A 23,314-nucleotide genomic window follows, 5' to 3' on the forward strand; every position below is an offset into this window, starting at 1 on the left:
AAAAATGATCAGATTTAATCTAGGAAGAGGGTGGCAAGGCGTGCTGACAGTGGTGCTCGATGTCGGAAAGACGATGTCCAAGCTCACTTTGTGGGAGGGCGGGACGCTGCTCGAGCGGCGCACGCGCGCCAATGAGATCGTCGCCGGACCGCATTATACCGCGCTCGATTCGGACGGAATTGAGGCGTGGATGGTGACGACGCTGCGCGATTTCGCGGCGCTGGGCCGAATCGGCGCGATCGTGCCGGTGGCGCATGGCGCGGCGGTCGCGGTGTTGCGCGACGGGCGGCTGGCGGTGCCGCCGATCGATTATGAGCAGAACCCGCCATCCGCACGCCGCGCGCGCTATGATGCGGGCCGCGATCCCTTTGCCGCGACCGGATCGCCGCGGCTGCCGGCGGGGCTCAATCTTGGCGCGCAGCTCGACCTGCTCGACGATCTTCATCCCGCGCTGCTGATGCGCGGCGCGACGATTCTGCCCTGGGCGCAATATTGGGCCTGGCTGTTGTCGGGTATCGCCGTGTCGGAAGTGACCAGCCTGGGCTGTCATAGCGATTTGTGGCGTCCGGCGGAGGAGCACGCGTCGGACATGGCCGAGCGGCGCGGCTGGGCGGCGTTGTTCGCGCCGATCGCGCGCGCCGGCGATGCGATCGGCAGCATTTCCCCGGCCATGGCGGCGCGGACCGGGCTGCCGGACGATGTGCGCATTCATGCCGGGCTGCACGATTCGAACGCCGCGCTGCACGCCGCGCGCGCCTTTGCCGAGATTGGCGAGCATGAAGCGACGATCCTGTCGACCGGTACCTGGTTCGTGGCGATGCGCTCGCCCGGCCCCGACGCGGCGATCCGTATCGCCGACTTGCCCGAAGCGCGGGATTGCCTGGTCAATGTCGATGTGCGCGGACGCCTTGTGCCGTCGTCGCGCTTCATGGGTGGGCGCGAGATTGAGCTGCTCAGCGGCATCGACACGCGCCGGGTCGATATCAAGCCCGATCAGCCGGCGTTGATCGCCGCGGTCGAACAGGTGGTTGCGGCGGGTGCGATGGCCTTGCCGTCAATGATGCCGGGGGTCGGCCCTTTCCCGTCCGGATCGGGCGAATGGGTGGTGGAGCCCGAGGATCCCTATGCGATCCGCGCGGCGGCGTGCCTCTACGCCGCTCTGGTCGCCGACGCGTCGCTCGACCTGATCGGGTCGCGCGAACGCCTGCTGATCGAGGGGCGCTTTGCCGAGGCGCAGGTGTTCGTGCGCGCGCTGGCGTCGCTGCGGCCCGATACCGCCGTCTATACCGGGGCGGCCCATAATGACGTGTCGTACGGCGCGCTCCGCCTGGTCGACGCGACACTGGCGCCGCCATCGGCGCTTGACCGCGTCGCGCCGCTCGACATCGATCTTTCCGGCTATCGCGATCTGTGGCGTGAGCGGATCGCCGGCCTGGCGGTGGCGGCATGAAAGCGGCCAATATCCTCGACTATCGCGCGCTGGCGCAAGCGCGACTGCCGCGATTCCTGTTCGATTATATCGATGGCGGATCCTATGCGGAGACCACATTGCGCCGGAACGTCACCGATCTTGAATCGGTCGCGTTGCGCCAGCGCGTACTGCGCGATGTCGGCGCGATCGATCTGTCGACCAGCCTGTTCGGGACGCGTCAGGCGCTGCCGGTGGCGCTGGGGCCGATCGGACTGGCCGGAATGAATGCGCGCCGCGGCGAGACCCAGGCCGCGCGCGCCGCCGCCGCGGCCGGCATTCCCTTCACCTTGTCGACCGTGTCGGTGTGCACCGTGGGCGAAGTCGCGGCGGCGAGCCCGGCGCCATTCTGGTTCCAGCTCTACATGATCCGCGATCGCGGCTTCATGCGCGACCTGCTGGCCGTGGCGCGCGAGGCGGGGTGCACCGCGCTGGTCTTCACCGTCGATATGCCGGTGCCGGGCAGCCGTTATGGCGATCTGCGCTCGGGGCTGGCCGGCGCGCCCGGCGTGCGTGGCGCGGTACGGCGCTTCGGGCAGGCGGCGATGCATCCGCGCTGGGCGTGGGACGTCGGCGTGCGCGGACGGCCGCATGGGCTGGGCAATGTCGCTTCGGTGCTGGCGGGCAAGACCGGCCTTGAGGATTTCTTTGCCTGGATGCGGGCGAATTTCGATCCGACCGTGACGTGGCGCGACCTGGAGGCGATCCGCGCCGAATGGTCCGGGCCGCTGATCATCAAGGGCCTGCTTGATGTCGAGGATGCGCGCGAGGCGGCGGCGCTCGGCGCGGATGGGATCGTCGTGTCGAACCATGGCGGGCGGCAGCTCGATGGCGTACCCTCGACCGCGCACGCCTTGCCCGCGATCGCCGCGGCGGTCGGCGACCGGCTCACCGTGCTCGCCGATGGCGGTGTGCGGTCGGGGCTCGACGTGGTGCGCATGCTCGCGCTCGGCGCGCGCGGCGTGCTGCTTGGCCGCGCCTGGGCCTATGCGCTCGCCGGTGATGGCGAGCGCGGCGTCGCGCATGTGCTCGATCTGATCGCCGCCGAGATGCGCGTGGCGATGGCGCTGACCGGGGTGACCAATGTCGCGGCGATCACGCCCGACATTCTCGTCCCCGACTTTCTCGTCAAAGACTGAACGGAGGGGATGATGGACGGAAACCCGTTGCTCGGCGTGCTGTTTCACTGGATCGGGGGATTGTCCTCGGCCAGCTTCTACGTCCCCTATAAACGCATCAAGGGCTGGTCGTGGGAGATTTTCTGGCTCACCGGCGGCGTGTTCAGCTGGCTGGTCATGCCCTGGCTGTTCGCCAGCCTGCAGACGCATGACCTGTTTGGCGTGATCGGCGCGGTGCCGAAGGAAACCCTGTTCTGGTGCTGGTTCTGGGGCGCGGGCTGGGGCTTTGGCGGCCTGACCTTCGGTCTCACCATGCGTTATCTCGGTCTGTCGCTCGGCATGGCGGTGGCGCTTGGGTTGACCACGGTGATCGGGACGCTCGGGCCGCCGATCTTTCGCGGGACATTGCCGGCGCTCGCCGCCACGTCCAGCGGCCAGATCACCTTGCTGGGGATCGTCGTCGCGGTGATCGGCATTCTGGTCGTCGCCCGCGCCGGCCAGGCCAAGGAGCGCGAAACGAGCGGCGACGCGGCGACCGTCGGCGTCGCCGAGTTCAATCTCAAGCGCGGCCTGGCCATCGCCCTGTTCTCCGGGGTGATGTCGAGCTGCTTTGCCTTCGGGCTCGACGCGGGCCAGCCGATCCGCACCCTGACGCTCGCGGCGGGCACCGACCCGCTATGGCAGGGGCTGCCGGTGCTGTGCATCGTGCTGCTTGGCGGCCTGAGCACCAACCTCGTCTGGTGCGCGATCCTGATCCTGCGCAACCGCAGCGCGGGCGAATTCATCGGTCGCACCGCGCCCGGCGCCACCACCGCCACACCGCCGCTTGGCGCCAATTATCTGCTCGCCGCGCTGGGCGGGACGTTGTGGTATTTCCAGTTCTTCTTCTACACGATGGGCGAAAGCCAGATGGGGCGCTTCGGCTTCTCCTCCTGGACGCTGCACATGGCGAGCATCATCCTGTTCTCGACTTTGTGGGGCTTTGCCTTGCGCGAATGGGCGACGGCCAGTGCGCGCACGCGCAATCTCGTGCGGCTCGGCATCGCGATCCTGATCGCGTCGACCGTGATCATCGGGGTGGGCAACGCGCTGGCGACGTAAGGCTGCTGGGGTTGAGTGTTTCGCGGCCGGAATCCCGCGCGCCGCATCGCGCCCAACCCCGCCGGCCGCCGCGAACCCGTTTCTGCCACCCGGCGGCATGTCGGTCTGATTCACATCATGCTCGGGTGGGGTCATCTCTGCTCTCGGCACCATTGCGTGCCCGGTAAAGCCCATTCGACGGACCCGTTGAATCAACCAGACCCGAAACCGAGCCGATCATGACCCTCACGCCCGCTTTTTCCCGTCACTCCCGCAAGCGCCCCGAAAAACTCCCGTGCGGATCCATCAAAACTCCCGCAGCTTTTCCCGCAGACTCCCGCAGACTCCCGCAGAACCCTCAAAAAGCATTTTCCCCCAGAAACTCCCGCAGAAACTCCCGCAGCTGCGGGAGTTTCGCGCGCTGGAAACCGTGCGCCGAATTCGCTGCGGGACACCGACCGGGCCGCCGATTCAATGCTGCCTGCCGGACCTTTAGTGCCGGGCGGACAAGGTCGCATCGCCGACGCCCGCTCTTTGACATGACGAACATCACATTCCCGTCGCTGGTCCAGCGAAACAGGGTGCTGCCGATCGCTATCGATCGCTCAGCGCATGGATCAGGCCCGGCGCGATCTCGCGCCAGCCGCGCGGCGCGGCGCGGTCGATCGCCGGCTTCAGGATCGCGGCCGGATCGGCGACGCGGGCGCGAACGCGGCCGGCGTTGATCGACAATTCCAGCACATTCGCCGCGCCGCCCAGCGCCGCGATCCATGCGTCGTTCGGTTCGGCAACCGGTGGCGCGACTGCCGGCACTTCAGTGGCCGGCTGCGCCCCATGCGCCAGCGCGCGCATTTCTCCGGCGACGCGGTCGGCGATCGGGCCAAGCACGACTTGCAGCGCGGTGCCGCCGGGCCGCACCACACCGCGTGCACCCAGCGCCTTGAGCGCGGCCTCGTCGACCAGCGCCGGATCGACCAGTTTCAGCCGCAGTCGCGTGGTGCAGGCGTCGATCGACGCCAGATTGGCCGATCCGCCAAGTGCGCGAACGATTCCCGCCGCCTGGTCGTCCGACGATAACGGCGCGGCGCCGGAATCGGCGACAAGCTCGGCGTCGCGGCCCGGCGTCTTCAGGTCGAAACGCCGGATGCAAAAGCGGAAGGTGAAATAATAGATCGCGAAATACACCGCGCCGACCGGGAACAGCATCAGCGGCCGGGTCGCGAGCCCATAGTTGAGGACATAGTCGAACAGCCCGGCGGAAAAGCCGAAGCCGAGCCGCACGCCAAGCGCGTCCATCACGACCATCGCCACCCCGGTCAGCACCGCGTGCAGGACGTAGAGCAATGGCGCGAGGAACATGAAGGTGAACTCGATCGGCTCGGTCACCCCGGTCAGCAGCGAGGTCAGCGCGAGGCTGAGCAGCATGCCGCCGACCGCCTTGCGCCGTTCGGGCAGTGCCGAGCGGTACATGGCGAGGCACGCGGCGGGCAGGCCGAACATCATCACCGGGAAATGGCCGCTCATGAACGCGCCCGCGCTCGGATCGCCGGCGAAGAAGCGTTTCAGGTCGCCGGTCGCGCCGTGATAATCGCCGATGATGAACCAGGCGATATTGTTGAGGATATGGTGCAGCCCGGTGACGATCAGCAGCCGGTTGAGCGTGCCATAGACGAACAGCCCGATCGGCCCCGCGCTCACCACCCAGCGGCTGAGCGCGTCGATCGCGCCTTCGAGGATGGGAAAGCCCAGCCCGAAGATCGCCGCGCCGATCAGCCCGGCGAAACCGGCGGCGATCGGCACGAAGCGGCGGCCGCCGAAAAAGGCGAGATAGTCGGGCAGCTTGATCCCGGAATAGCGATTGTACAGCCAGCCCGAGACCAGCCCGGAGAGGATGCCGGCGGGGACGCTGAGCTTGGCCAGTTCCTTGGTCTTCCACGCCGCGGTGGCGAGATCGCGTGCCGCCTGTTCGGCGAACGCCGCCGTCACTTCGGGCGGTACGGTGAGCAGCACCTTGCCGCCCTCGACCGTGACGAGGAAGGCGATCGCGCCGGCCAGCCCCGCCGCGCCATTATTCTCGCGCGCCAGCCCGACCGCGACGCCGATCGCGAAGAGCAGGCCGAGATTGGAGAAGATCGCCTCGCCCGCCGCGGCGATGAAGGCGATGTTCAACATGTCGGGCTGGCCGAGGCGAAGCAGCAGCCCCGCCACCGGCAAGACGGCGATCGGCAACATCAGCGCGCGGCCAAGCGGCTGGAGACGGTCGAGACCGAGGCGCATCAGGCAGCTCCTTCCAGCAGCGCATGGACGTCGGCGGCGGTCGATGCGGCCAGTGCGCGTTCGGCCAGCGCCCGGCAATCGGCCATGGTGAGGTGTCGCACCACTGCCTTGAGCGCGGGGATCGCGGCGGGGGTCGCCGATAATTCGGTCACGCCAAGGCCGATCAGGATCGGGGCGGCGAGCGGATCGGAGGCGATGCCGCCGCATACGCCGATCCAGCGGCCATGCGTCCGCGCGCCTTCCGCCGCGCGCGCGATCAGATGAAGCACGGCCGGGTGGAAGGCGTCGACCTTCGCCGCGACCGCCGGATTGCCGCGATCGGCGGCCAGCGCATATTGCGTCAGGTCGTTGCTGCCGATCGACAGGAAATCGGCGTCGCGCGCCAGGCTCGCGGCCAGCATCGCGGCGGCGGGCGTCTCGACCATCACGCCAAGCGGCACCGGCGTGGCGATGCCGAGCGCGGCGCGTGCCTCGTCGAGGATCGCGCGCGCCGTGGCCAGTTCACCGCCATCGATGATCATCGGCAGCATGATGCGGCATTGCGCCGCCGGCACACCGGCCAGGATGGCGCGGAATTGCTGCGCGAGCAGGTCGGGACGGTCGAGCGAGAAGCGGATGCCGCGATTGCCCAGCGCGGGATTCTCCTCATGCGGGAAGGGCAGATACGCGACCGGCTTGTCGCCGCCAATGTCGAGCGTGCGCACGATCAGCGGGCGTCCGTCGAGTCCGGCGGCGATCGCGGCATAAGCGGCGCGCTGCTCGGCTTCAACGGGTGCCGCATCGCGGTCGAGAAAGAGGAATTCGGTGCGCAGCAGCCCACAGCCTTCGGCGCCAAGCGTGACCGCGTGCGCCGCTTCGGCGGCGTTGGCGAGGTTGGCGAAGATTTCGATGCGCGTGCCATCGGCCATCACGCAGGGGGCGAGCGCGGCGGCGGCTTCGGCGGCGACGCGCTGGGCGCGTTCCGACAGCCGCACATTGCCCGCGTCGATCGCGGCCCGATCCGGGGCGGGGTCGATCGTGCCGCGATCGGCGTCGAGAATGATCTCGCTGCCATCGTTCAGCGCGAGCAATGCCGTCCCGCCCGCGACCAGCATCGGGATCCCGGCCGAGGCGGCAAGGATCGAGGCATGCGCGGTCGGTCCGCCAAACGCGGTGCCGATCCCGGCGATGCCGGCCGATGCGAGTATGGCGAAGTGCGACGGCAGCAATTCGTCGGCAATGACGATCGCGCCCCGGGGCGGTACCGGCAGGGTCGCGTCACTGCCGGTGAGCAGGGCGATGACCTGGCGCTCGATATCCTTCAGGTCAGCGATGCGCTCGATCAGCAACCGGTCGCCGGTCGCCCGGATCGCTTCGGCATGGCCGCGGATGGCGCTGCGCCAGGCAAAAGCGGCGCTCTTGCCCTGCGCGATCTGTGCCTGCGCCGCACCGAGCAATTCGGGATCGTCGACCAGCGCGCGGTGCGCGGCGGCAATGTCGGCGCCGGCGCCCGATGCGCCGTCAGCGGCGGCGATCAGCCTCGCGCGCGCCGTGTCGAGCGCGGCGTTTTCGCTGGCGACGCCATGACCATGTTCGGGCACGGCGACATCGCCGGGGCGGAACTGGAAGACCCGGCCAAGGGCGAAGCCGGGTGCGGCGCGAATGCCGTGGAGCAGGCCGTCGCCGGAGACGGCGGGGGTCGGTGCGGCGGCTGGAGCGGCGGGGGCATGCGCTTCCTCGTCCATGCCCTGTTCGATCAGCTGTGCGATCGTGGCGATCGCGGCGCGGGCATCGGGGCCGCGCGCGCCGATGGCGATTTCGTCGTCATGGCGGATGCCCGCCGACAGCAGGGCGACGATGCTGCGCGCATTGGCCGGGCGGTTGTGCGCGACAATGGTCACTTCCGCGGTGAAGGGCTTCAGCGCGGCGACGATGCGCGCGGCGGGGCGGGCATGGATGCCATTGGCGAGCGGCACGCGGATCGTGCAATGCGCCGTGTCTTCGCCAAGATCGGCGGCGGCGACATCGTTCGCGACCGGCGACACGTCGGCGATGGGATCACCGGCGGTCACGCGCGCTTCGCTCGCCAGCACGGTCACCGCATAGCCGTCGCTGGTTACCGTCACCGGGGTGATCAGGCTTTTCGCCTGCAGCGCGACGGGATCGAGATCGACCAGCAACAGCGGCTGGCCAAGCGTCACCGTCTCGCCATCGCGGACCTGGGCGGTGAAGCCATTGCCCGCCAGCGCGACGGTTTCCAGCCCGACATGGATCAGCAGCTCGGCGCCATTGGCGAGGCGCAGGCTGACCGAATGCCGCGTCGGGGCGACCGCGATCACGGTCGCGTCGCACGGCGCGCGAACCACGCCGTCGAGCGGATCGATCGCGAAGCCGTCGCCCATCATGCGGTCGGCAAAGACCGGATCGGGCACTTGCTCGAGCGGCAGCGCCCAGCCGGTCATCGGGGCGTGGAGCTGGACGATCATGGTTTGGTCACCAGCTGCACCGCGCTGATCGCCCAAAGCGGGTTCACGCCCTTTGCGGTGTAGGTGATGCACAGGTCATGCGCGCCGGTCATCGGCTTGAGCGCCGCGGTCAGGCGCGTCACCGCGGGATTGCGCGCTGCGGGGCCAAGCGGCAGCGTGGCGATATGCGGGCCATTACAGCCATCGCGCACCTCTACTTCGCCGGCGGGCGTGGCGGGGGCCCGGAAACGGATCTTGTCCACGTCATGGCCGATCTGGAAATTGAACGGGATCTGCCCGACATCGATCGCGATCGATCGCACCCCGTCCATCGGCGCGGCCTGATAGATCCAGCACGGATTGGCGATGTCGGTCAGGAACGCCGCGCGCGGACCCTTGGCCGGGGCGTCGTCGATCAGGCGCAGTGCGATGCCCTGGGTGCACAGCTTGAGCTGGGTATCGTCACGGTGACGCAGCGCGGCGGCGGTGACGTTCAGATCGATTGCACCGGGCAGCGCGACGCCGTCGAGCATGCTCGCGACGCGCAGGCGCGTCGGGACCGGCACGGTGAGCGGCGCCGAATAGATCGCCGCACCCGGGCCGGGCGGCGTGCCGTCGATGGTGTAGCGCAACGGCAGCCCGGGCTGGCCGGAGAGCGTGATACGGCCTTGATTCCCCTCGGGAGAGAGCGTCGCGACCGGGCGGAATATGGCCGGGCTCGCGTCGATGCCGAGCGTCGACAGGCGCGTCATTTGCGGCGCGAGGCGGCGCACGAAATCGCCGAAGTCGCGGCGACCGGCCGGCGACCAGCCAAGCTCGGCAATCGCGGCGGCGCGTGGAAACATCGCTTCGGCGGCGCCGGCTTCGGTGCGGACATGCTCGGTCCACAAATTGCCCTGCAGGCCGAGGATATGGCGCTGCTGCTCCGCCGGGATCGAGGCGGGCGCGGGATCGAAGTCATAGACCTGGGCGAGCGTGATCAGCTCGCCGCGCCCGGTGCCCTCGGCGGCGGTCACGCCCTGGCGATGGTTGAGGTAGAGGATCGGCGCGGGCGACAGGATCGCGTCATGCCCGGCCTTGGCGGCGGCGACCGCACCGTCGATGCCGCGCCATGACATCACCGTCGCATCCGGCGTGATCCCGCCGTCGAGGATTTCGTCCCAGCCGATCAGGCGGCGGTCATGCGCGGCGAGATAGCGGCCGATGCGCTGGACGAACCAGCTCTGCAATTTGTCTTCGCTGGTGATGCCGAGCGATGTCATCTGCGCCTGGATTTTGGGCGAGGCCTTCCATTGATCCTTCACCGCTTCGTCGCCGCCGACATGGATGTAGCGCGACGGGAACAGCGGTATGACTTCGTCGAGCACGTCCTGCAGGAAAGCGAAGGTCGTCTCGTCGGTATTGTAGAGCCAGGGGAACACACCCCAGTCGCTCTCGACGCCCTTGGGCAGGGGCACGCCCATGCCGAGCTGGGGATAGGCACGGATCGCACTCAGCGCATGGCCGGGCATTTCGATCTCGGGCACGATGGTGATGCCGCGCTTGCTGGCATAAGCGACGATCTCGCGAATCTGTCCTTGCGTGTAGAAGCCGCCGGTGCGCGGCAATGGCGGCGCGCCTGGCGCCGTCGCCGGCAGCCGCCACGCGCTGACATCGGTCAGCTTCGGATATTTCCTGATCTCGATCCGCCAGCCCTGATCGTCGACCAGATGCCAGTGCAGAGTGTTGAGCTTGTTTGCCGCCATCGCGTCGATCAGGCGCTTGACGAAGTCGGGCGACTGGAAATGCCGCGCGCTGTCGAGCATCAGCCCGCGCCAGCGGAAGCGCGGCGCGTCGACAATCGTGACGGCGGGAATGACGCTGCCGGATCGGGCGGGGCGGGCGAGCTGCCACAGCGTCACCGCGCCGTAGAGCAGGCCGGCATCGTCGCTTGCGCTGATCGTCGCGCCGCTGGACGTGGTGGTGAGGCGATACCCTTCCGCCGCGATGCCGGGCACGCGCTCGAAGCGGATCGTGCCGCCGGCCCTGACGGTGAGTTTCGGGCCGCCGGAGCGCGACAGCAGGTCGGCCAGCCGGTCGGCTGCGTTACGCGCGCCGGCGTCGCTTGCGGGAATGGCGATGCCGCTGGCGGCGGTCAGCGTAAACCCGCCCTCGGCGGCGGTCAGGGATTGCGGCGCGGGCAGCAATGCTACGGGTCGAGCGGTGGTCTGGGCGGGGGCCGGCGCGGCCCATAAAAAACTCCCGACAATCGCCGGGAGAGTCGGGAGGAGCTGGGTCATGCGCGGCACGGGCGGCCCTCGATATGCGTCAAAAGACAAGGACGGCGGACCGGCACCGTGCCGGTCCGCCCGATCAGATCAGAACTTGAAGCGTGCGCCAAAGTAGAACTGACGTCCATTGTCGTAAATTGCGCGCACCCGGTCAGGCGTTCCGGAATATTGCACGATTCTCTTGTTGGTCAGGTTCACCGCATCCGCGGTCAGCGTGATATTCTTGGTCACGTTGATGCCGAGCGATGCATCGAGCGAGGACAGGGCCGCCTGGTTGAGCGGCGCCGAACGATCGATGTCGATGAAGAAGGCGGAGCGATAATTGTACGAGAGCCGGGCAGTGACCAGCTCGTTCTCGTAATAGCCGGTCAGGTTGAACGAGTGCTTGCTGTTGCCGGGGATCGGGTCGCCGTTGCTCGCCTTCGCATCGGAGTAGGTATAGTTGGCGATCGCGCCGAACCCGCCCCAGATCGGCCGCGAGATCTGGAATTCAAAGCCCTGGTTGCGGCCGCCTTCGCCATTCGAGCGGCGGTTGATCGAGAAGGGGCAGTTGAACAGGTTCGGGTTGCCGCCGCCCGCCGGGACGCACGATGCCGGCTGGGTGCCGGGCACGAACTGGCCCGGCAGGATTTCGGTCGATGACCGGTTGACGATGTACGACTGGATATCCTTGTAGAATACCGCCAGCGCGACGATCGTCTCGGCGTCGGGATACCATTCGAGCGACACGTCATATTGATTGGCGCGGTACGGCTTCAGGTTGGGATCGCCGCCGGCCCCGGTCAGCAAGGTGCCGTTGAGATCGACGCCCGGCGTGATGTCGACGAAATCGGGCCGCGTGACCGTCTTGCCTGCGGCGAAACGCAGCACGATCTTGGGCGACAGGTCGACCGACAGGTTCGCGCTTGGCAGCACGTCGGTATAGGTGCGTTTCGACGTGATCGGCGTATAGCCGCCAAAGGGATTGGTGAACTGCGGATTGGCGCCGCCGATCAGGCTGCCGGTCGAGGTCTGGTCGGTCCTGACGACGCGGAGGCCGATATTGGCGCGCCAGCCTTCGCCGCCGAATTTCGCCAGACCGTATCCGCCATAGGTCTTTTCGTTGATCGCATAGGTGTTGCCGGGAACCACGAACTTCGCGGTCAGTGCAGCGGCCTGCGATCCATAGATCTGGCCGAGCTTGGTCGGATCGACGGTCCAGTAACTGTTCAACGTGCCGGTCGTATCAAGGCCGTTGAGGAAATCGTCCGGCGTGTTCTGGCCGCTCGCGAAACTGGCGGCGGTGCACGGCGCGCCACTGCAGATCAAACCGGGCGTGAGCACGCCGCCATTGGTTGCAAGCCGCAGCGCGGTACGGTCATGGTTGGTATATTTGACGCCGAACTTGAGCGCATTCATCGGACCCCAATCGACCTTCTGATCGAGATCGAGATAAGCGTATTTCTCTTCATCCTTGTTGGTGACCGACTGGATGCGCGAGAAATCGATCAGCATGTTCGCCGGCGATGTCGGGTTGGGCGACGTGAACTTCACCTGCGGCGCCTTGCCGCGCAGGTCATAGCTGAACGAGCCGGTGCCGGCCGTTTCGAGGAAATTCTCGTTCGACGTGGCGCCGGTCGCCTTGGTCCAGCCGGCCTTGAAATGGACGGTCAGGTCGTCGGTCGGCTTGTAGTTGACGTCGAGATCGGCCGAATAGGTTTCGGCATAGGCCTGGCGGTCGATCGCGTCATAAACCACGGCGCGGGCGCCGCTGGCGGCATTGTTGCTCGACGTGACGGTGCCGGCCACCGCGACGCCATTGACGATCGTCGGGTTGGTGACCGTCCCGCCGCTGCCGAGCGCGCGCTCGGGCCAGGCAAGATAGTTCAGGTTGAGATTGTTCGCGTTGAAGCGCGAATACAGGCCGGTGACATTGATCTCCAGCGCGTCCGATGGGCGGAACTGGATGCCGATATTGCCGCCGTAACGCTCGCGATCCTGCTTGAACAGCGCCGAGCCGATCAGTGTCGGGAACAGCGCGGTCTGTCCGCCGCCGGCCGCGAAGGGAGCATAGCCGAAGACTTCGATGCCATCGCGGCGCGTCTGGCGCTTCTGATAGATGCCGCCGATCAGGATGCCGAACGTCTCATCGGCGTTCTTCCAGCTGAACAGTCCCGACACTTGCGGGTCGAGTTTGCCCGACAGGTCGGAATAGACGCCCTGCACGGATGCCGACACGGTCAGTGCCTTGAGGTCGAGCGGGTTGCGCGTATGGACGTTGATCGTTCCGCCGACACCGCCTTCTTCCACATCCGCCTGTGGGCTCTTATAGACTTCGAGCTGGCCGACGATCTCCGCCGGCAGCGTCAGATAGTTGAAGCTGCGGGTCGACGCGACCTGATCGAGAATGAACCAGTCGGCGGTCGCAATCGAATGGCCATTGACCAATGTCTTGGTGAGATTGGGCGCGGTGCCGCGCAGCGAGACGCGCTCGCCTTCGCCGAACACGCGATTGACCACGACGCCGGGAATGCGCTGCAGCGCTTCGGCGACGTTCTTGTCGGGAAACTTACCGATGTCTTCCGCGGTGAGAACGTCCGAAATGACGCTCGACTGGCGCTTGGCGGTGATCGAGGCCTGGATCGACTCGCGAATGCCGGTGACGATGATGTCACCTTCGCCGGAGTCGGCCGGTGCGGTCTGCGTCGTGTTGTTGGTTGGAGCGTCGGCGCTCTGCGCCTGCGCGGTGGCGGCCAGAGCGAACGTGCTCACCGATGCTGCCAGAAGTCGTATAACGGTCATTGCCGATCTCCCCATGCCCTTAACCCTGATTGGATCTCGCAATGCCAATTGATGACCAATGCCAGACCAATTGGCAGAACATGTTTCATACCAATGACAGCGTCAAGCATCTTTTTTTCGGTTTGATGTCCAAAATGGTCACTTTATTGTGGAAACTGGTATTTAATTGGTCTTATAAGGATAGCGCCGGGTCAGTCCGGCCCGGGGGAGCGGGGATGCCTAAGTGACCAATCTGGCCGACAAAATCGGCGTGCTGGGCGACAATGTTCGGGCACCGCTTTACCAGCAGATGCAGGATGCATTGCGCCGCGGCATCGAAGTCGGGTCGCTCAAGCCACAGGAAGCATTGCCGCCGGAGCGCGATATCGCGACCGAATTCGGCATTTCGCGAATCACCGTGCGCAAGGCGATCGACGGGCTGGTCGCCGACGGTTTGCTGACTCGCCGCCAGGGTGCCGGCACGTTCGTCGGCGGGCGGGTCGAGAAGCAATTCTCCAAGCTCACCTCCTTTTCCGAGGACATGGCGGCGCGTGGCCGCACGTCACGCAGCGAATGGATCACGCAGACCGAAGGTGCGGTGAATTCGGACGAGTCGCTGACGCTGGGGCTCAGCCCCGGATCGCGCGTGTTCCGCTTCCACCGCATCCGCTACGCTGACGAACAGCCGATGGCGCTGGAATATTCGACCATACCGGGCTTCGGTCTGCCCGGGCTGGAGGCCGTCGGGGTATCGCTCTACGCCGCGCTCGAGGCCGCCGGGCATCGGCCGGTGCGCGCCTTGCAGCGCTTGCGCGCCGTGCTGTTCAATGCCGAACAGGCGAAATTGCTCGACATCCAGGCCGGTGCGCCGGGGCTATTCATCGAACGGCGCAGTTTCCTGGAAGATGGGCGCGCGATCGAGACGACGCATAGCTGGTATCGCGGCGACGCTTATGATTTCGTTGCGGAGTTGAATGCACTGGCATGAGTATCGTCCCTGAATCGACATTGATGTTCGCCGAAGCCGCCGAGGCGACTCTCGTGGTCGCGCGGCAGCGCGGCGCGAATGCGGCGGCGATCGCTCAGCTGGCGACGCGGTTGCGGACCGTACCGCCGCGTGCGGTCGCGACGTGCGCCCGCGGCAGTTCCGATCATGCGGCGACCTTCGCCAAATATCTCATCGAGACGGTGGTCGGTGTGCCGGTGACATCGGCCGCGCCGTCGATCAGCTCGGTCTATCATGCGCCGCAGCAGCTCGACGACACGCTGCTGCTCGCCATTTCGCAATCGGGGCGCAGCCCGGACCTGCTCAGCGTGGTCGAAGCCGGACGCGCGGGCGGCGCGTATCTGGCGGCGATGGTCAACGACGCTACCTCGCCGCTCGCCGAACTGGCCGATGCGCCCTTGCCGCTCCAGGCTGGCCCCGAACGCAGCGTGGCGGCGACCAAAAGCTATATCGCGTCGCTCGCCGCGATCATCGATCTTGTCGCGACCTGGAGCGGGGATGCCGAATTGTCGGCGGCGCTCGACACAGCGCCGGCGTTGCTCGCACAGGCCTGGCAAGCGGACTGGACGCCGCTGGTCGACGGGCTGACCGAATCGCGCGGGCTATATGTGATTGGGCGCGGACTCGGGCTCGGCATCGCGCAGGAAGCGGCGCTGAAATTCAAGGAGACCTGCGGCCTGCATGCCGAAGCGTTCAGCGCGGCCGAAGTGCGGCATGGGCCGATGGCGCTGGTCGGTCCCGATTTTCCGCTACTCGTGTTCCGCCAGGATGACGAGACCGGCGAAGGCGTCGATGCGCTGGTTGCCGAAGCTGTGTCGCGCGGCGGCGCGGTGTTCTGCGCCGGGATGGAGATTGCTGGTGCAGTGACTCTGCCCTCGGTCGCGGCGGCGTCGGCGATCCAGCCAATGCTGCAGATCCAGTCCTTCTACCGCGCGGTCAACGCGCTCTCCGTGCGGCGCGGCCATGATCCGGATCGTCCGCCCAACCTCCGCAAAGTGACCGAAACCATCTGATGCCGATTGCCTTCTTCAACTGCCGTACCCTGATCGACGACATATTGATCGCCGGCCTGGCCGTGATCGTCGAGGGCGAGCATATCGCCGCCATCCTCCCGGAGGCCGAGATACCGGCTTCGGCCGAGCGCCGCGACCTGGAGGGGGCAATCCTCGCACCCGGTTTTATCGATACGCAAGTCAATGGCGGTGGCGGCGTGCTGTTCAACGATGCGCCGACGGTCGCGACGATCGCGACGATCGGCGCGGCGCACCGGCGCTATGGCACGACTGGTTTCCTGCCGACTCTGATCAGCGACGATCTTGCCACCGTGCGCGAAGGCGTGCGCGCGGTCGACGCGGCGATCGAAGCCGGCGTGCCCGGCGTGCTCGGTATCCATATTGAGGGGCCGTTCCTCAATGTCGATCGCAAGGGCATCCATGATCCCGACAAGATCATCGTCCTGGATGAAGCGGGCTTTTCCACCGTCACCGGACTGACACGCGGGCGCACCCTGGTCACGCTGGCGCCCGAACGGACCACGCCGGCGATGGTAGCGCGGCTCGTCGCGGCGGGGGTGATCGTCGCTGCGGGGCATACCGATGGCAGCTATGATCAAATCCGCGCCGCGCTCGACCATGGGCTGACCGGCTTCACGCATTTGTTCAACGCCATGTCGCCGCTGACCTCGCGCGAGCCCGGCGCGGTCGGCGCGGCACTTGACGATGCCGGGTCGTGGTGCGGGCTGATCGTCGATGGGCGTCATGTGCATCCGACGACGATGCGCGTTGCGCTTCGCGCCAAGCAGGATCGCATCATGCTGGTGACCGACGCGATGCCGAGCGTCGGCCAGATCGACAAGAGCTTCATCCTGCAGGGTCACCGCGTCGAGGTGATCGATGGGGTGTGCGTCAATGATGACGGCACGCTCGCCGGATCGGACCTGGATATGGCGCAGGCGGTGCGCAACACGCGCGACATGATCGGCACGACCATGGCCGAGGCGCTGGTCATGGCCAGCCGCAATCCCGCGGACTTCCTGGGGCTTGCGGCAAGCCATGGGCGAATCGCCGCCGGCTGGCGCGCCGATCTGGTTGCGCTCGGCGAGGATGGTCAGCCCCTCGCAACCTGGATCGGCGGCCGCTAGGGTCGTTTTCGCCGCGCGGACCGATCGTCACGGCGATGGCGCCGCCAGGATCGAATCCCCCAGAAAAGCCCGCCGCCGATGGCGGCCAGCAACAGGATGATCATCGGCGCGGCGCGCTTCAGTTTCGGCAGCGCCGTGTTGTGGAAGGCATTGTCGTTGATCTGCTTGTCGGCGGTATAGCCGGCGGGCATCGGCAAGACCTGATCGCGGGCGGCAAAGGCCCGGTAATCGGCCTGCATCGCCTGGAATCGGACGGGTTCGGTCCGGGCGAGATCGCGGGTTTCGCCCGGATCGCGCATAATGTTGAACAATTGCCAGCTGCCGTCGCCGGTCGGCGGCAAGTTGCGGACGAGCTTGTAATCGCCCCTGAACAGTGCGGCATTGCCCGACAATTCATAACCGAGCGGCTGGTCGCGCGCCGGCTCGGCCTGCCCCGCCAGCACCGGCATCAGGTTGGTGCCCGTCATCGGCTCGACTGCCCGGCCGCGATAGCGGGATCCTTGCGGGGCAAGCCCGGCGAGCGCGAGCAAGGTCGGCGGCAGATCGGTGACATAGGTGAAGCCGCCGGCGATCCGGCCCGGCCTGATCGCCGGATTGCCCGGCCAGGCGATGATCAGGGGCACGCGCAGTCCGCCTTCATAAGCGGTGAATTTATAGCCGTTGAGCGGCGCTGCCGCCGCACTTGCCCAGCTCGCGCCAAGATACGTCATCGTGCCGCGTCGCCCGGCATGGGCGGGATCGAAGTCGTAATAGGCGCCGAGCACCAGCCGGTTGAGCCACCGGCTGCGCGGGTTGGTCGGTTCGGGGCCATTGTCGGACAGGAAGACGAAGACGGTATTGTCATACTCGCCAGTCGCTTTCAGATGGTCGATCAGCCGTCCGATCTCATGATCGGCCGCTTCGGCCATCGCGCCATACGCGGCCATGGTACGCGCCTGGGCGCTGCGCTCCGCTGGGGGCAGCGCGTCCCAGTCCCTCGTCTCGGCCATCGTCGCCATCGGCGCCGCGGGCAGGATGCCGAGCTCGATCCCACGCTTGCGCCGCGCTGCGCGGGTGGCGCTCCATCCGTCCCCATAGCGCTGCGCATAGCGCGCGAGATAAGCGTCGGGTGCTTGCACCGGGATATGGTTGGCGAGGAAATTGATCGACGCGAGGAACGGCTTGCCCGTCGCTCGGCCGCCATCGATATAGGCGATCGCCTTGTCGATCACGAAGGTCGAGGAATAATAGCCCTTGGGCAAAGCGGCGGGCACACCGTTTTCGGTCCAGTCGGCCTTGTCGTACAGGCCGTGGATCGGCTTATCCTCGAAATTGTCCGCCCCCGCATCGGCCAGCGCAAAGGCGCGGTCATAACCGCGCGCATGCGGCAATTTGGCCGGCGTCCGGCCGAGATGCCATTTGCCGGTGAAATAGGTGCGGTAATTCGCGTCGTGCAACAATTGCGCGATCGTCACCACGCGGTCGTTGAGCACGGTATCATAGCCGGGCTTGCCGATATGGGCCGGCGGGATCGTCTCGGGCATATTGCCGAGGCCGGCGCGGTGATTGCTGACCCCGGTCTGCAGCATCGCGCGGGTCGGTGAGCAGGATCCGGCGACATGGAAATTGGTGAAGCGAACGCCCTTTGCGGCGAGCATGTCGATATTGGGGGTGCGGATTTCACTGCCGAAGCTGCCGACATCGCTGAAGCCCCAATCGTCGGCGAGCAGCAGGACGATGTTGGGACGCTGCGGCGGGGCGGGTGCGGGACGTGGCGCGGGCGTCGCCGCGGTCAGCATCATCGCGGCGAGCGGGGCGACCGCGCGCCTCACAACAGGCGTTGCTCGGTCATCGACGCGCCGCCGGCGGGCAAAGTGAACATCATGCCATCCTCTCCGATCGTGATCGGGCCACCATAATGTTGCCGCGCGCCGCCGAGAAAGGCGGGATAGGCGAAGCGCAGCGGCAATGGCGGCACGATATGGTTGAACACCAGCGCTTTGGCGCCGGCCAGCCGCGCGGCATCGGCCGCCTGTTCGGGCGTGGTATGATAAGTGAGGATGTCGCGCGTGACCTGGGCAGTGTTCCGGATGTCGCGCGCCTCCAGCGCGGCGGTCAGGCGCTTGACCAGAACGGGTTGCAGCGCTTCATGCACCAGCAAGTCCGTGCCGCGTGCGGCGGTGACCAGCGATGGCGAGAAGATGGTGTCGCCGCTGATCACGACCGATCGGCCCTTGTAGTCGAAGCGATAGCCAACCGCCGGAGATACCGGGGCATGGTCGACGCGGAACGCGGTGACTCTCAGCCCGTCCTTATCGAGAATGACCAGACCTGTGCCGGCCGGGGGCGGGGCGAAGGGAAAGGCGATGGCGCCGGCGCCCGATGGCGGCATGATCGCGGGGCCATGATGCGCGGTGCGATAGCCATTGTCCGCCGCATGCGCGATGTTGAATCCGGCAATGACGGCCTCGACCCCGGTCGGCCCGGCGACCGGCAGCGGCACGGTGGAGGGGGTGCCCGCCCAGCGCAGCAGCATCATCGGCCCGAGCCCGTCGATATGATCGGAATGGAAATGGGTCAGGAACAGGCGCTCGACCCGACCGACCGGCACGCCCATCAGCATCAGGTTGCGCGCGCCGCCTTCACCCGCATCGACCACGAAGAGCCGCTTGCCCGCGACAATTGCAGTGCAGGGGCCGGCCCGGGACGAATCCGGGAAAGGCGACCCCGTGCCGCACAGGATGACGTGCAGCCCATCGGGCAAGCCGGCGGTGACGTCGCGGCCGACACGCTGCTCGACCATCCGGCCAAACAGCGCCGTGGCGATCGGCGCCTGGAATAGCGTCACCAGCCCGGCGCCGATCAGCAGGATCAAGCCGATCCCGATCGCCGTCCTTGTGCGCCCCCTCATCCCCGCTGGCCTCCGATCTGCCTTGCGCGTACCATGCTGCAATAAATCGGCACGAGCAATGCCATAATATTGCCGGCCAGGGTCGAGGGAGAGAGAAGCGATATGAAACAGGCAATTCGTGTGGCGGTGATTCTGGTCGGGCTGTTCAACCTCGTCCTGGGGATCGGCTTTCTGATCATGCCGGCCGATATGGGCGCGAAATTCTTCGTCGCGCCGAACGGGATTCAGGGATTGTCGACGATTCGCGCCGATTTCACCGCGCTGTTCGTCGCGGGCGGGCTGTTTGCACTGTACGGCGGCTGGAAGCAGCGTGCCGCGCCGCTGATGGTGCCGATCATCCTGTTCGCGATCGGGCTGATCGGGCGCTGCGTCACCATCATCATCGACGGGATCGTTCCGACCACCTTCACGCCGATGATCGTCGAGGCGGTGATGATCACCGTGCTGATACTCGGCACGCGCGCCTTCGCCACACGGCAATGGGCCCGATAGGAAGGAAAGTGGGGGGCTTCTGTTGCCCGGTGCCCCCCGTACCGCTGGTTTCCGCTTCTGTTGCCCGGTGCGGTCCCAACCGCGCTTTCGTCCTTAGTAACTTAGACCGTTAGGCCTTGGAGTTACGCGGCAATCGCGAGTGCTTCGTTATCGTTAGCACTTGTGGTTTTGAGCCTTGAACGGGTTACTCAGCCCGGGCAAAAACAGCGCCTTTGAACACACGTCGATCCTGCTTCGGCCCCGTCATGACCGGTCCCGAAGGGCCGGTTGTGGTGGAGCCGCCGGGTACTGCCCCCGGGTCCGTTGCGTCTATTATGCGCCGCAATTTATCACCATAGTCTCAGGCGAACCGTCGACACCCCCAATATAGGGGGTTCAAATGTAATGAAAAGCCCGACTTGGCCTTTCACTCGCCACAAATCGGGTGCATGGACTATAGTATCATGTTGACTCAGCGTTCCCGTTACGCGCTTCGCGCCATGCTTTTCCTAGCTGAAGCCCCCGCTGGAGGGCCGCCGATCCCGATGAACCGGATCGCGGTCGCGGCGAACGTGCCGCGCAAATTCCTCGAACTGATCCTCGCCGATCTGCGCGAAGCGGGCTTCCTGCACAGCCATCGCGGCAAGATGGGCGGATATTGCCTGTCGCGCCCGACTCATCTGATCTCGCTCGGTGAAATCATCCGCGTGATCGAAGGACCGCTGGCGCTCGTGCCCTGCGTCAGCCGCACTGCCTATCGCCCGTGCAAGGATTGCAAGGACGAGACGAGCTGCGCGATCCGCATCGCCATGGCGCGCGTGCGCGACGAAACCGCGCGAATCCTCGACGGCACCAGCCTGGCCGATGCCGTCGCCGAGGATCTGGCGGCCGCTTAAGAGCAGCGTCAGCCGGGTTGACCCATCCCCTCGGTTCGCCCTGAGCTTGTCGAAGCGGGCCGTTCTTCCTCTTTGCCAAGAAGGAACGGGGCTTCGACAAGCTCAGCCCGAACGGGATCGGGTTTTTCGTTCGGGCTAATATTGCCTGGCGCTCAGTTCGGCCGCTTCTTCAACTCGTCCCTGATCTCACGCAGCAGCGCGACATCGGCCGGCTCGGCGGCGGGCGTTTCGTCCGGCTTGGGCACCAGCCTGTTCACCGCGCGGATCAGCAGGAAGATGATGAAGGCAAGGATCACGAAATTGACCGCCGCGGTGATGAACGCGCCATAGCCGAACACCGAAACGCCAGCCTTTTTCAGCCCGGCATAGTCGGACGATCCTACCAGCGCATCGGGCACCTTGCCGAGGATGACGAAATAGCTGGAGAAATCGAGACCGCCGAAGATCTTGCCGATCACCGGCATAATCAGATCGTCGGTCAGCGAGGTGACGATCTTGCCGAACGCCGCGCCGATAATGACCGCGATGGCCAGGTCGAGCACGTTGCCGCGGGCGATGAATGCCTTGAACTCCTTGAACACGGTGCACCTCCATCCGATTTAGCTTCCGCCCGGCAAGGCTAGTCGAGTATGATGGTCGCGCAAGGGCTGGAGAGATTAATCATGAAGTTTCGTGCCGCAATCACCACTGGTGTCCTCGTCGGCCTCGCCGCGATGCTGTCCGCCTGCGGGATCAACAGCGTTCCGACGGCGGAGGAGAATGCCAAGGCGAAATGGGCTGATGTCCAGGCTGCGTATCAGCGCCGCGCCAATCTGATCCCGAATCTGCAGGCGACGGTGAAGGGCGCCGCCGCGTCCGAAAAGTCGATCCTGACCGATGTGATCGAAGCGCGCTCCAAGGCGACGGCGATCCAGGTGACCGGCGCCGACCTGACCGATCCGGCCAAGGTGCAGCAATTCCAGGCGGCACAGAGCCAGCTCAACGGCTCGCTCAGTCGTTTGCTCGCGAATGTCGAGGCCTATCCCGAGCTGAAGAGCCAAGCCAATTTCTCGACCTTCATGTCGCAGATCGAGGGGACCGAAAACCGCATCAACATCGCGGTGGTCGATTACAACAAGGCGGTGCAGGACTATAACACGCGCATCCGCACTTTCCCCGACGCGGTCGGCGCGAAGATTTTCTACGGCTCCAAGCCGCTGGTGCCGTTCCAGGCAACCACGCCGGGTGCCGAAAATGCGCCGACGGTCGATTTCGGGAACAGCAACTGATCCGATTGCTTGCCCTGCTATTGCTGCTCGCCGGGTGCGGAGAGTCCGCCCCGGCGAAGAACGTCGCGCCGCCCGGTTATCAGTTTCCCGCACTGACCGGGCGCGTCGTCGATGCGGCGGCGTTGCTGTCGCCCGCCGACAAGTCGGCGCTTGAGATCAAGTCGGCGACGCTGGAGAAAGCGACCGGGCATCAGCTGGTGGTCGTCACTGTCGCCAGCCTCGGCGGCCATTCGATCGAGATGTACGGCGTGAATCTGGGGCGGACCTGGGGCATCGGCCGGAAGGGCTTTGACGACGGCGTGCTGCTGATCGTCGCGCCCAACGAGCGCAAGGTTCGGATCGAAGTCGGCTATGGCCTCGAATCGGCGCTGCGCGACGAAGAAGCGGGCGCGATCATTCAGTCCGCGATCCTGCCGGCATTCCGCACTGGAGATTATCCGCGCGGCGTGTCGGCCGGGGTCGACGGTATCATCAGAGAAATTGGCATCCCACAAAGGAAGGCCGCGTGAACATCCTTCGGTATCTGGTGGCATCGCTCCTGCTATGCTGTGCGACGCTCGCCTCGGCTCAGACTTTCCCGCCGCTCAGCGGACGGGTGGTCGATGCCGCGAACATACTGGCGCCTGAGCAGGAGGCGCAGCTGAACCAATTGGCTGTCGACATCGAAAAGGCCTCGTCGCGCCAGTTCGTGGTCGCAACGGTACCCGACCTGCAGGGCTATCCGATCGAGGATTATGGCTACAAGCTCGGCCGCGCCTGGAAAATCGGACAGAAGGACGCGAATAACGGCATCATCCTGTTGATCGCGCCGACCGAGCGCAAGGTCAGGATCGAGGTCGGCTATGGGCTTGAGCCGATCATGACCGATGCGCTGTCGGGCATGATCATCCGTGACACGATCCTGCCGGAGTTCCGCAAGGGCGACATGGCGGGCGGCATCGTTGCGGGCGCGAACGCGATCGGCGAGCAGATGAAGCTGCCGCTCGAAGCCGCCGAAGCGCGCGCGCAGAAACTGGCGAGCGAGCGCCCCGCGGCGAAAAGCAGCAGCAGCAGTGGCAATGGCGCCGCGATCGCGATCTTCTGGATCATCATCCTGTTCTTCGTCGTCTTCCCAATGATCTTCGGGCGCGCCCGGGGCAGCCGCTACCGCAACGGCGCCAGCCCGGTGATCATCTGGGGACCGGGCCTTGGCGGCGGGGGTGGCGGTGGATCCTCCTGGGGTAGCA

General features: G+C 66.2%; 18 protein-coding genes and 1 other RNA gene. 11 read left to right on the plus strand and 8 right to left on the minus strand.

All coding sequences use genetic code 11. From position 1 onward, the window contains the following. Window positions 1-40: 40 nt before the first annotated feature. Genes OO12_RS18235 through rhaT form a run of 3 tightly spaced genes read left to right on the plus strand, consistent with a single transcriptional unit; the run spans window position 41 to window position 3,687 of the window. Window positions 41-1,450: an FGGY-family carbohydrate kinase gene (locus OO12_RS18235; protein ID WP_034160144.1), complete on the plus strand. Its 1,410-nt coding sequence runs from the start codon at window positions 41-43 to the stop codon at window positions 1,448-1,450. Next, the gene (lldD, locus tag OO12_RS18240; protein WP_034160145.1) at window positions 1,447-2,607 is read left to right on the plus strand and encodes an FMN-dependent L-lactate dehydrogenase LldD; all 1,161 of its coding nucleotides are present in this window, start codon (window positions 1,447-1,449) and stop codon (window positions 2,605-2,607) included. Before OO12_RS18235 ends, lldD begins: the two co-directional genes overlap by 4 nt. Window positions 2,608-2,619: 12 nt before the next feature. Beyond that, window positions 2,620-3,687: an L-rhamnose/proton symporter RhaT gene (rhaT, locus tag OO12_RS18245; protein ID WP_034160180.1), complete on the plus strand. Its 1,068-nt coding sequence runs from the start codon at window positions 2,620-2,622 to the stop codon at window positions 3,685-3,687. Between the two features lie 573 nt (window positions 3,688-4,260). Here rhaT and nagE read toward each other — a convergent pair. From nagE to OO12_RS18265, 4 genes are all read right to left on the minus strand, one after another. After that, window positions 4,261-5,943, minus strand: a complete 1,683-nt coding sequence (gene nagE / locus OO12_RS18250) for an N-acetylglucosamine-specific PTS transporter subunit IIBC (RefSeq protein ID WP_034160146.1) — start codon at window positions 5,941-5,943, stop codon at window positions 4,261-4,263. After that, window positions 5,943-8,408, minus strand: a complete 2,466-nt coding sequence (ptsP, locus tag OO12_RS18255; protein WP_034160147.1) for a phosphoenolpyruvate--protein phosphotransferase — start codon at window positions 8,406-8,408, stop codon at window positions 5,943-5,945. The genes nagE and ptsP overlap by 1 nt, the downstream gene beginning before the upstream one ends. Then, window positions 8,405-10,666 carry a family 20 glycosylhydrolase gene (locus OO12_RS18260; protein ID WP_034160148.1) on the minus strand — a complete coding sequence of 754 codons (2,262 nt, stop codon included), beginning with the start codon at window positions 10,664-10,666 and terminating at the stop codon, window positions 8,405-8,407. Before OO12_RS18260 ends, ptsP begins: the two co-directional genes overlap by 4 nt. 78 nt (window positions 10,667-10,744) lie before the next feature. Further along, a complete protein-coding gene (locus tag OO12_RS18265; protein WP_034160149.1) occupies window positions 10,745-13,438 on the minus strand; it encodes a TonB-dependent receptor in 2,694 nt (897 codons plus the stop codon). Window positions 13,439-13,727: 289 nt separating this feature from the next. Here OO12_RS18265 and OO12_RS18275 point away from each other — a divergent pair, with 289 nt between their 5' ends. Genes OO12_RS18275 through nagA form a run of 3 tightly spaced genes read left to right on the plus strand, consistent with a single transcriptional unit; the run spans window position 13,728 to window position 16,563 of the window. After that, the gene (locus OO12_RS18275) at window positions 13,728-14,405 is read left to right on the plus strand and encodes a GntR family transcriptional regulator (protein ID WP_082006629.1); all 678 of its coding nucleotides are present in this window, start codon (window positions 13,728-13,730) and stop codon (window positions 14,403-14,405) included. Next, entirely contained in the window at window positions 14,402-15,436 is a 1,035-nt protein-coding gene (locus OO12_RS18280; RefSeq protein WP_034160152.1) for an SIS domain-containing protein, read from the plus strand. The genes OO12_RS18275 and OO12_RS18280 overlap by 4 nt, the downstream gene beginning before the upstream one ends. After that, complete coding sequence (gene nagA, locus OO12_RS18285; protein WP_034160153.1) at window positions 15,436-16,563, plus strand: N-acetylglucosamine-6-phosphate deacetylase; 1,128 nt, start codon at window positions 15,436-15,438, stop codon at window positions 16,561-16,563. Before OO12_RS18280 ends, nagA begins: the two co-directional genes overlap by 1 nt. On the opposite strand, the gene OO12_RS18290 is transcribed toward nagA, so the two are convergent. Both OO12_RS18290 and OO12_RS18295 read right to left on the minus strand, forming a co-directional pair. Beyond that, window positions 16,560-18,374 carry an arylsulfatase gene (locus OO12_RS18290; protein WP_052216026.1) on the minus strand — a complete coding sequence of 605 codons (1,815 nt, stop codon included), beginning with the start codon at window positions 18,372-18,374 and terminating at the stop codon, window positions 16,560-16,562. The two genes, nagA and OO12_RS18290, sit on opposite strands and share 4 nt — an antisense overlap. Continuing rightward, window positions 18,371-19,453 (minus strand): MBL fold metallo-hydrolase, encoded by a 1,083-nt coding sequence (locus OO12_RS18295; RefSeq protein ID WP_034160154.1) that lies wholly within the window; start codon window positions 19,451-19,453, stop codon window positions 18,371-18,373. The genes OO12_RS18290 and OO12_RS18295 overlap by 4 nt, the downstream gene beginning before the upstream one ends. Before the next feature lie 102 nt (window positions 19,454-19,555). On the opposite strand from OO12_RS18295, the gene OO12_RS18300 reads away from it, so the two are divergent. Beyond that, window positions 19,556-19,945: a DUF4345 family protein gene (locus tag OO12_RS18300; RefSeq protein ID WP_034160155.1), complete on the plus strand. Its 390-nt coding sequence runs from the start codon at window positions 19,556-19,558 to the stop codon at window positions 19,943-19,945. A 46-nt stretch (window positions 19,946-19,991) separates the two neighbouring features. Here the strand turns inward: OO12_RS18300 and ssrA are convergent. Next, window positions 19,992-20,340: a transfer-messenger RNA gene (ssrA, locus tag OO12_RS27580) on the minus strand. 48 nt (window positions 20,341-20,388) lie between these two features. Here ssrA and OO12_RS18305 point away from each other — a divergent pair. Beyond that, the gene (locus OO12_RS18305) at window positions 20,389-20,820 is read left to right on the plus strand and encodes an RrF2 family transcriptional regulator (protein ID WP_034160182.1); all 432 of its coding nucleotides are present in this window, start codon (window positions 20,389-20,391) and stop codon (window positions 20,818-20,820) included. A gap of 152 nt (window positions 20,821-20,972) precedes the next feature. Here OO12_RS18305 and mscL read toward each other — a convergent pair whose 3' ends face one another. Next, window positions 20,973-21,401 (minus strand): large conductance mechanosensitive channel protein MscL, encoded by a 429-nt coding sequence (gene mscL / locus OO12_RS18310; protein WP_034160156.1) that lies wholly within the window; start codon window positions 21,399-21,401, stop codon window positions 20,973-20,975. Window positions 21,402-21,482: 81 nt separating this feature from the next. Here mscL and OO12_RS18315 point away from each other — a divergent pair, with 81 nt between their 5' ends. The 3 genes from OO12_RS18315 to OO12_RS18325 form a co-directional block, all read left to right on the plus strand. Further along, entirely contained in the window at window positions 21,483-22,088 is a 606-nt protein-coding gene (locus tag OO12_RS18315; RefSeq protein ID WP_052216027.1) for a LemA family protein, read from the plus strand. A gap of 5 nt (window positions 22,089-22,093) precedes the next feature. Continuing rightward, window positions 22,094-22,597, plus strand: a complete 504-nt coding sequence (locus tag OO12_RS18320) for a TPM domain-containing protein (RefSeq protein ID WP_052216028.1) — start codon at window positions 22,094-22,096, stop codon at window positions 22,595-22,597. Next, window positions 22,594-23,314: TPM domain-containing protein (locus tag OO12_RS18325; RefSeq protein WP_052216029.1), on the plus strand; the 721-nt coding region annotated here is incomplete at its 3' end. The genes OO12_RS18320 and OO12_RS18325, both read left to right, overlap by 4 nt.

Source organism: Sphingomonas sp. ERG5 (assembly GCF_000803065.1).
In the GTDB taxonomy this organism is placed as follows: Bacteria; Pseudomonadota; Alphaproteobacteria; order Sphingomonadales; family Sphingomonadaceae; genus Sphingomonas.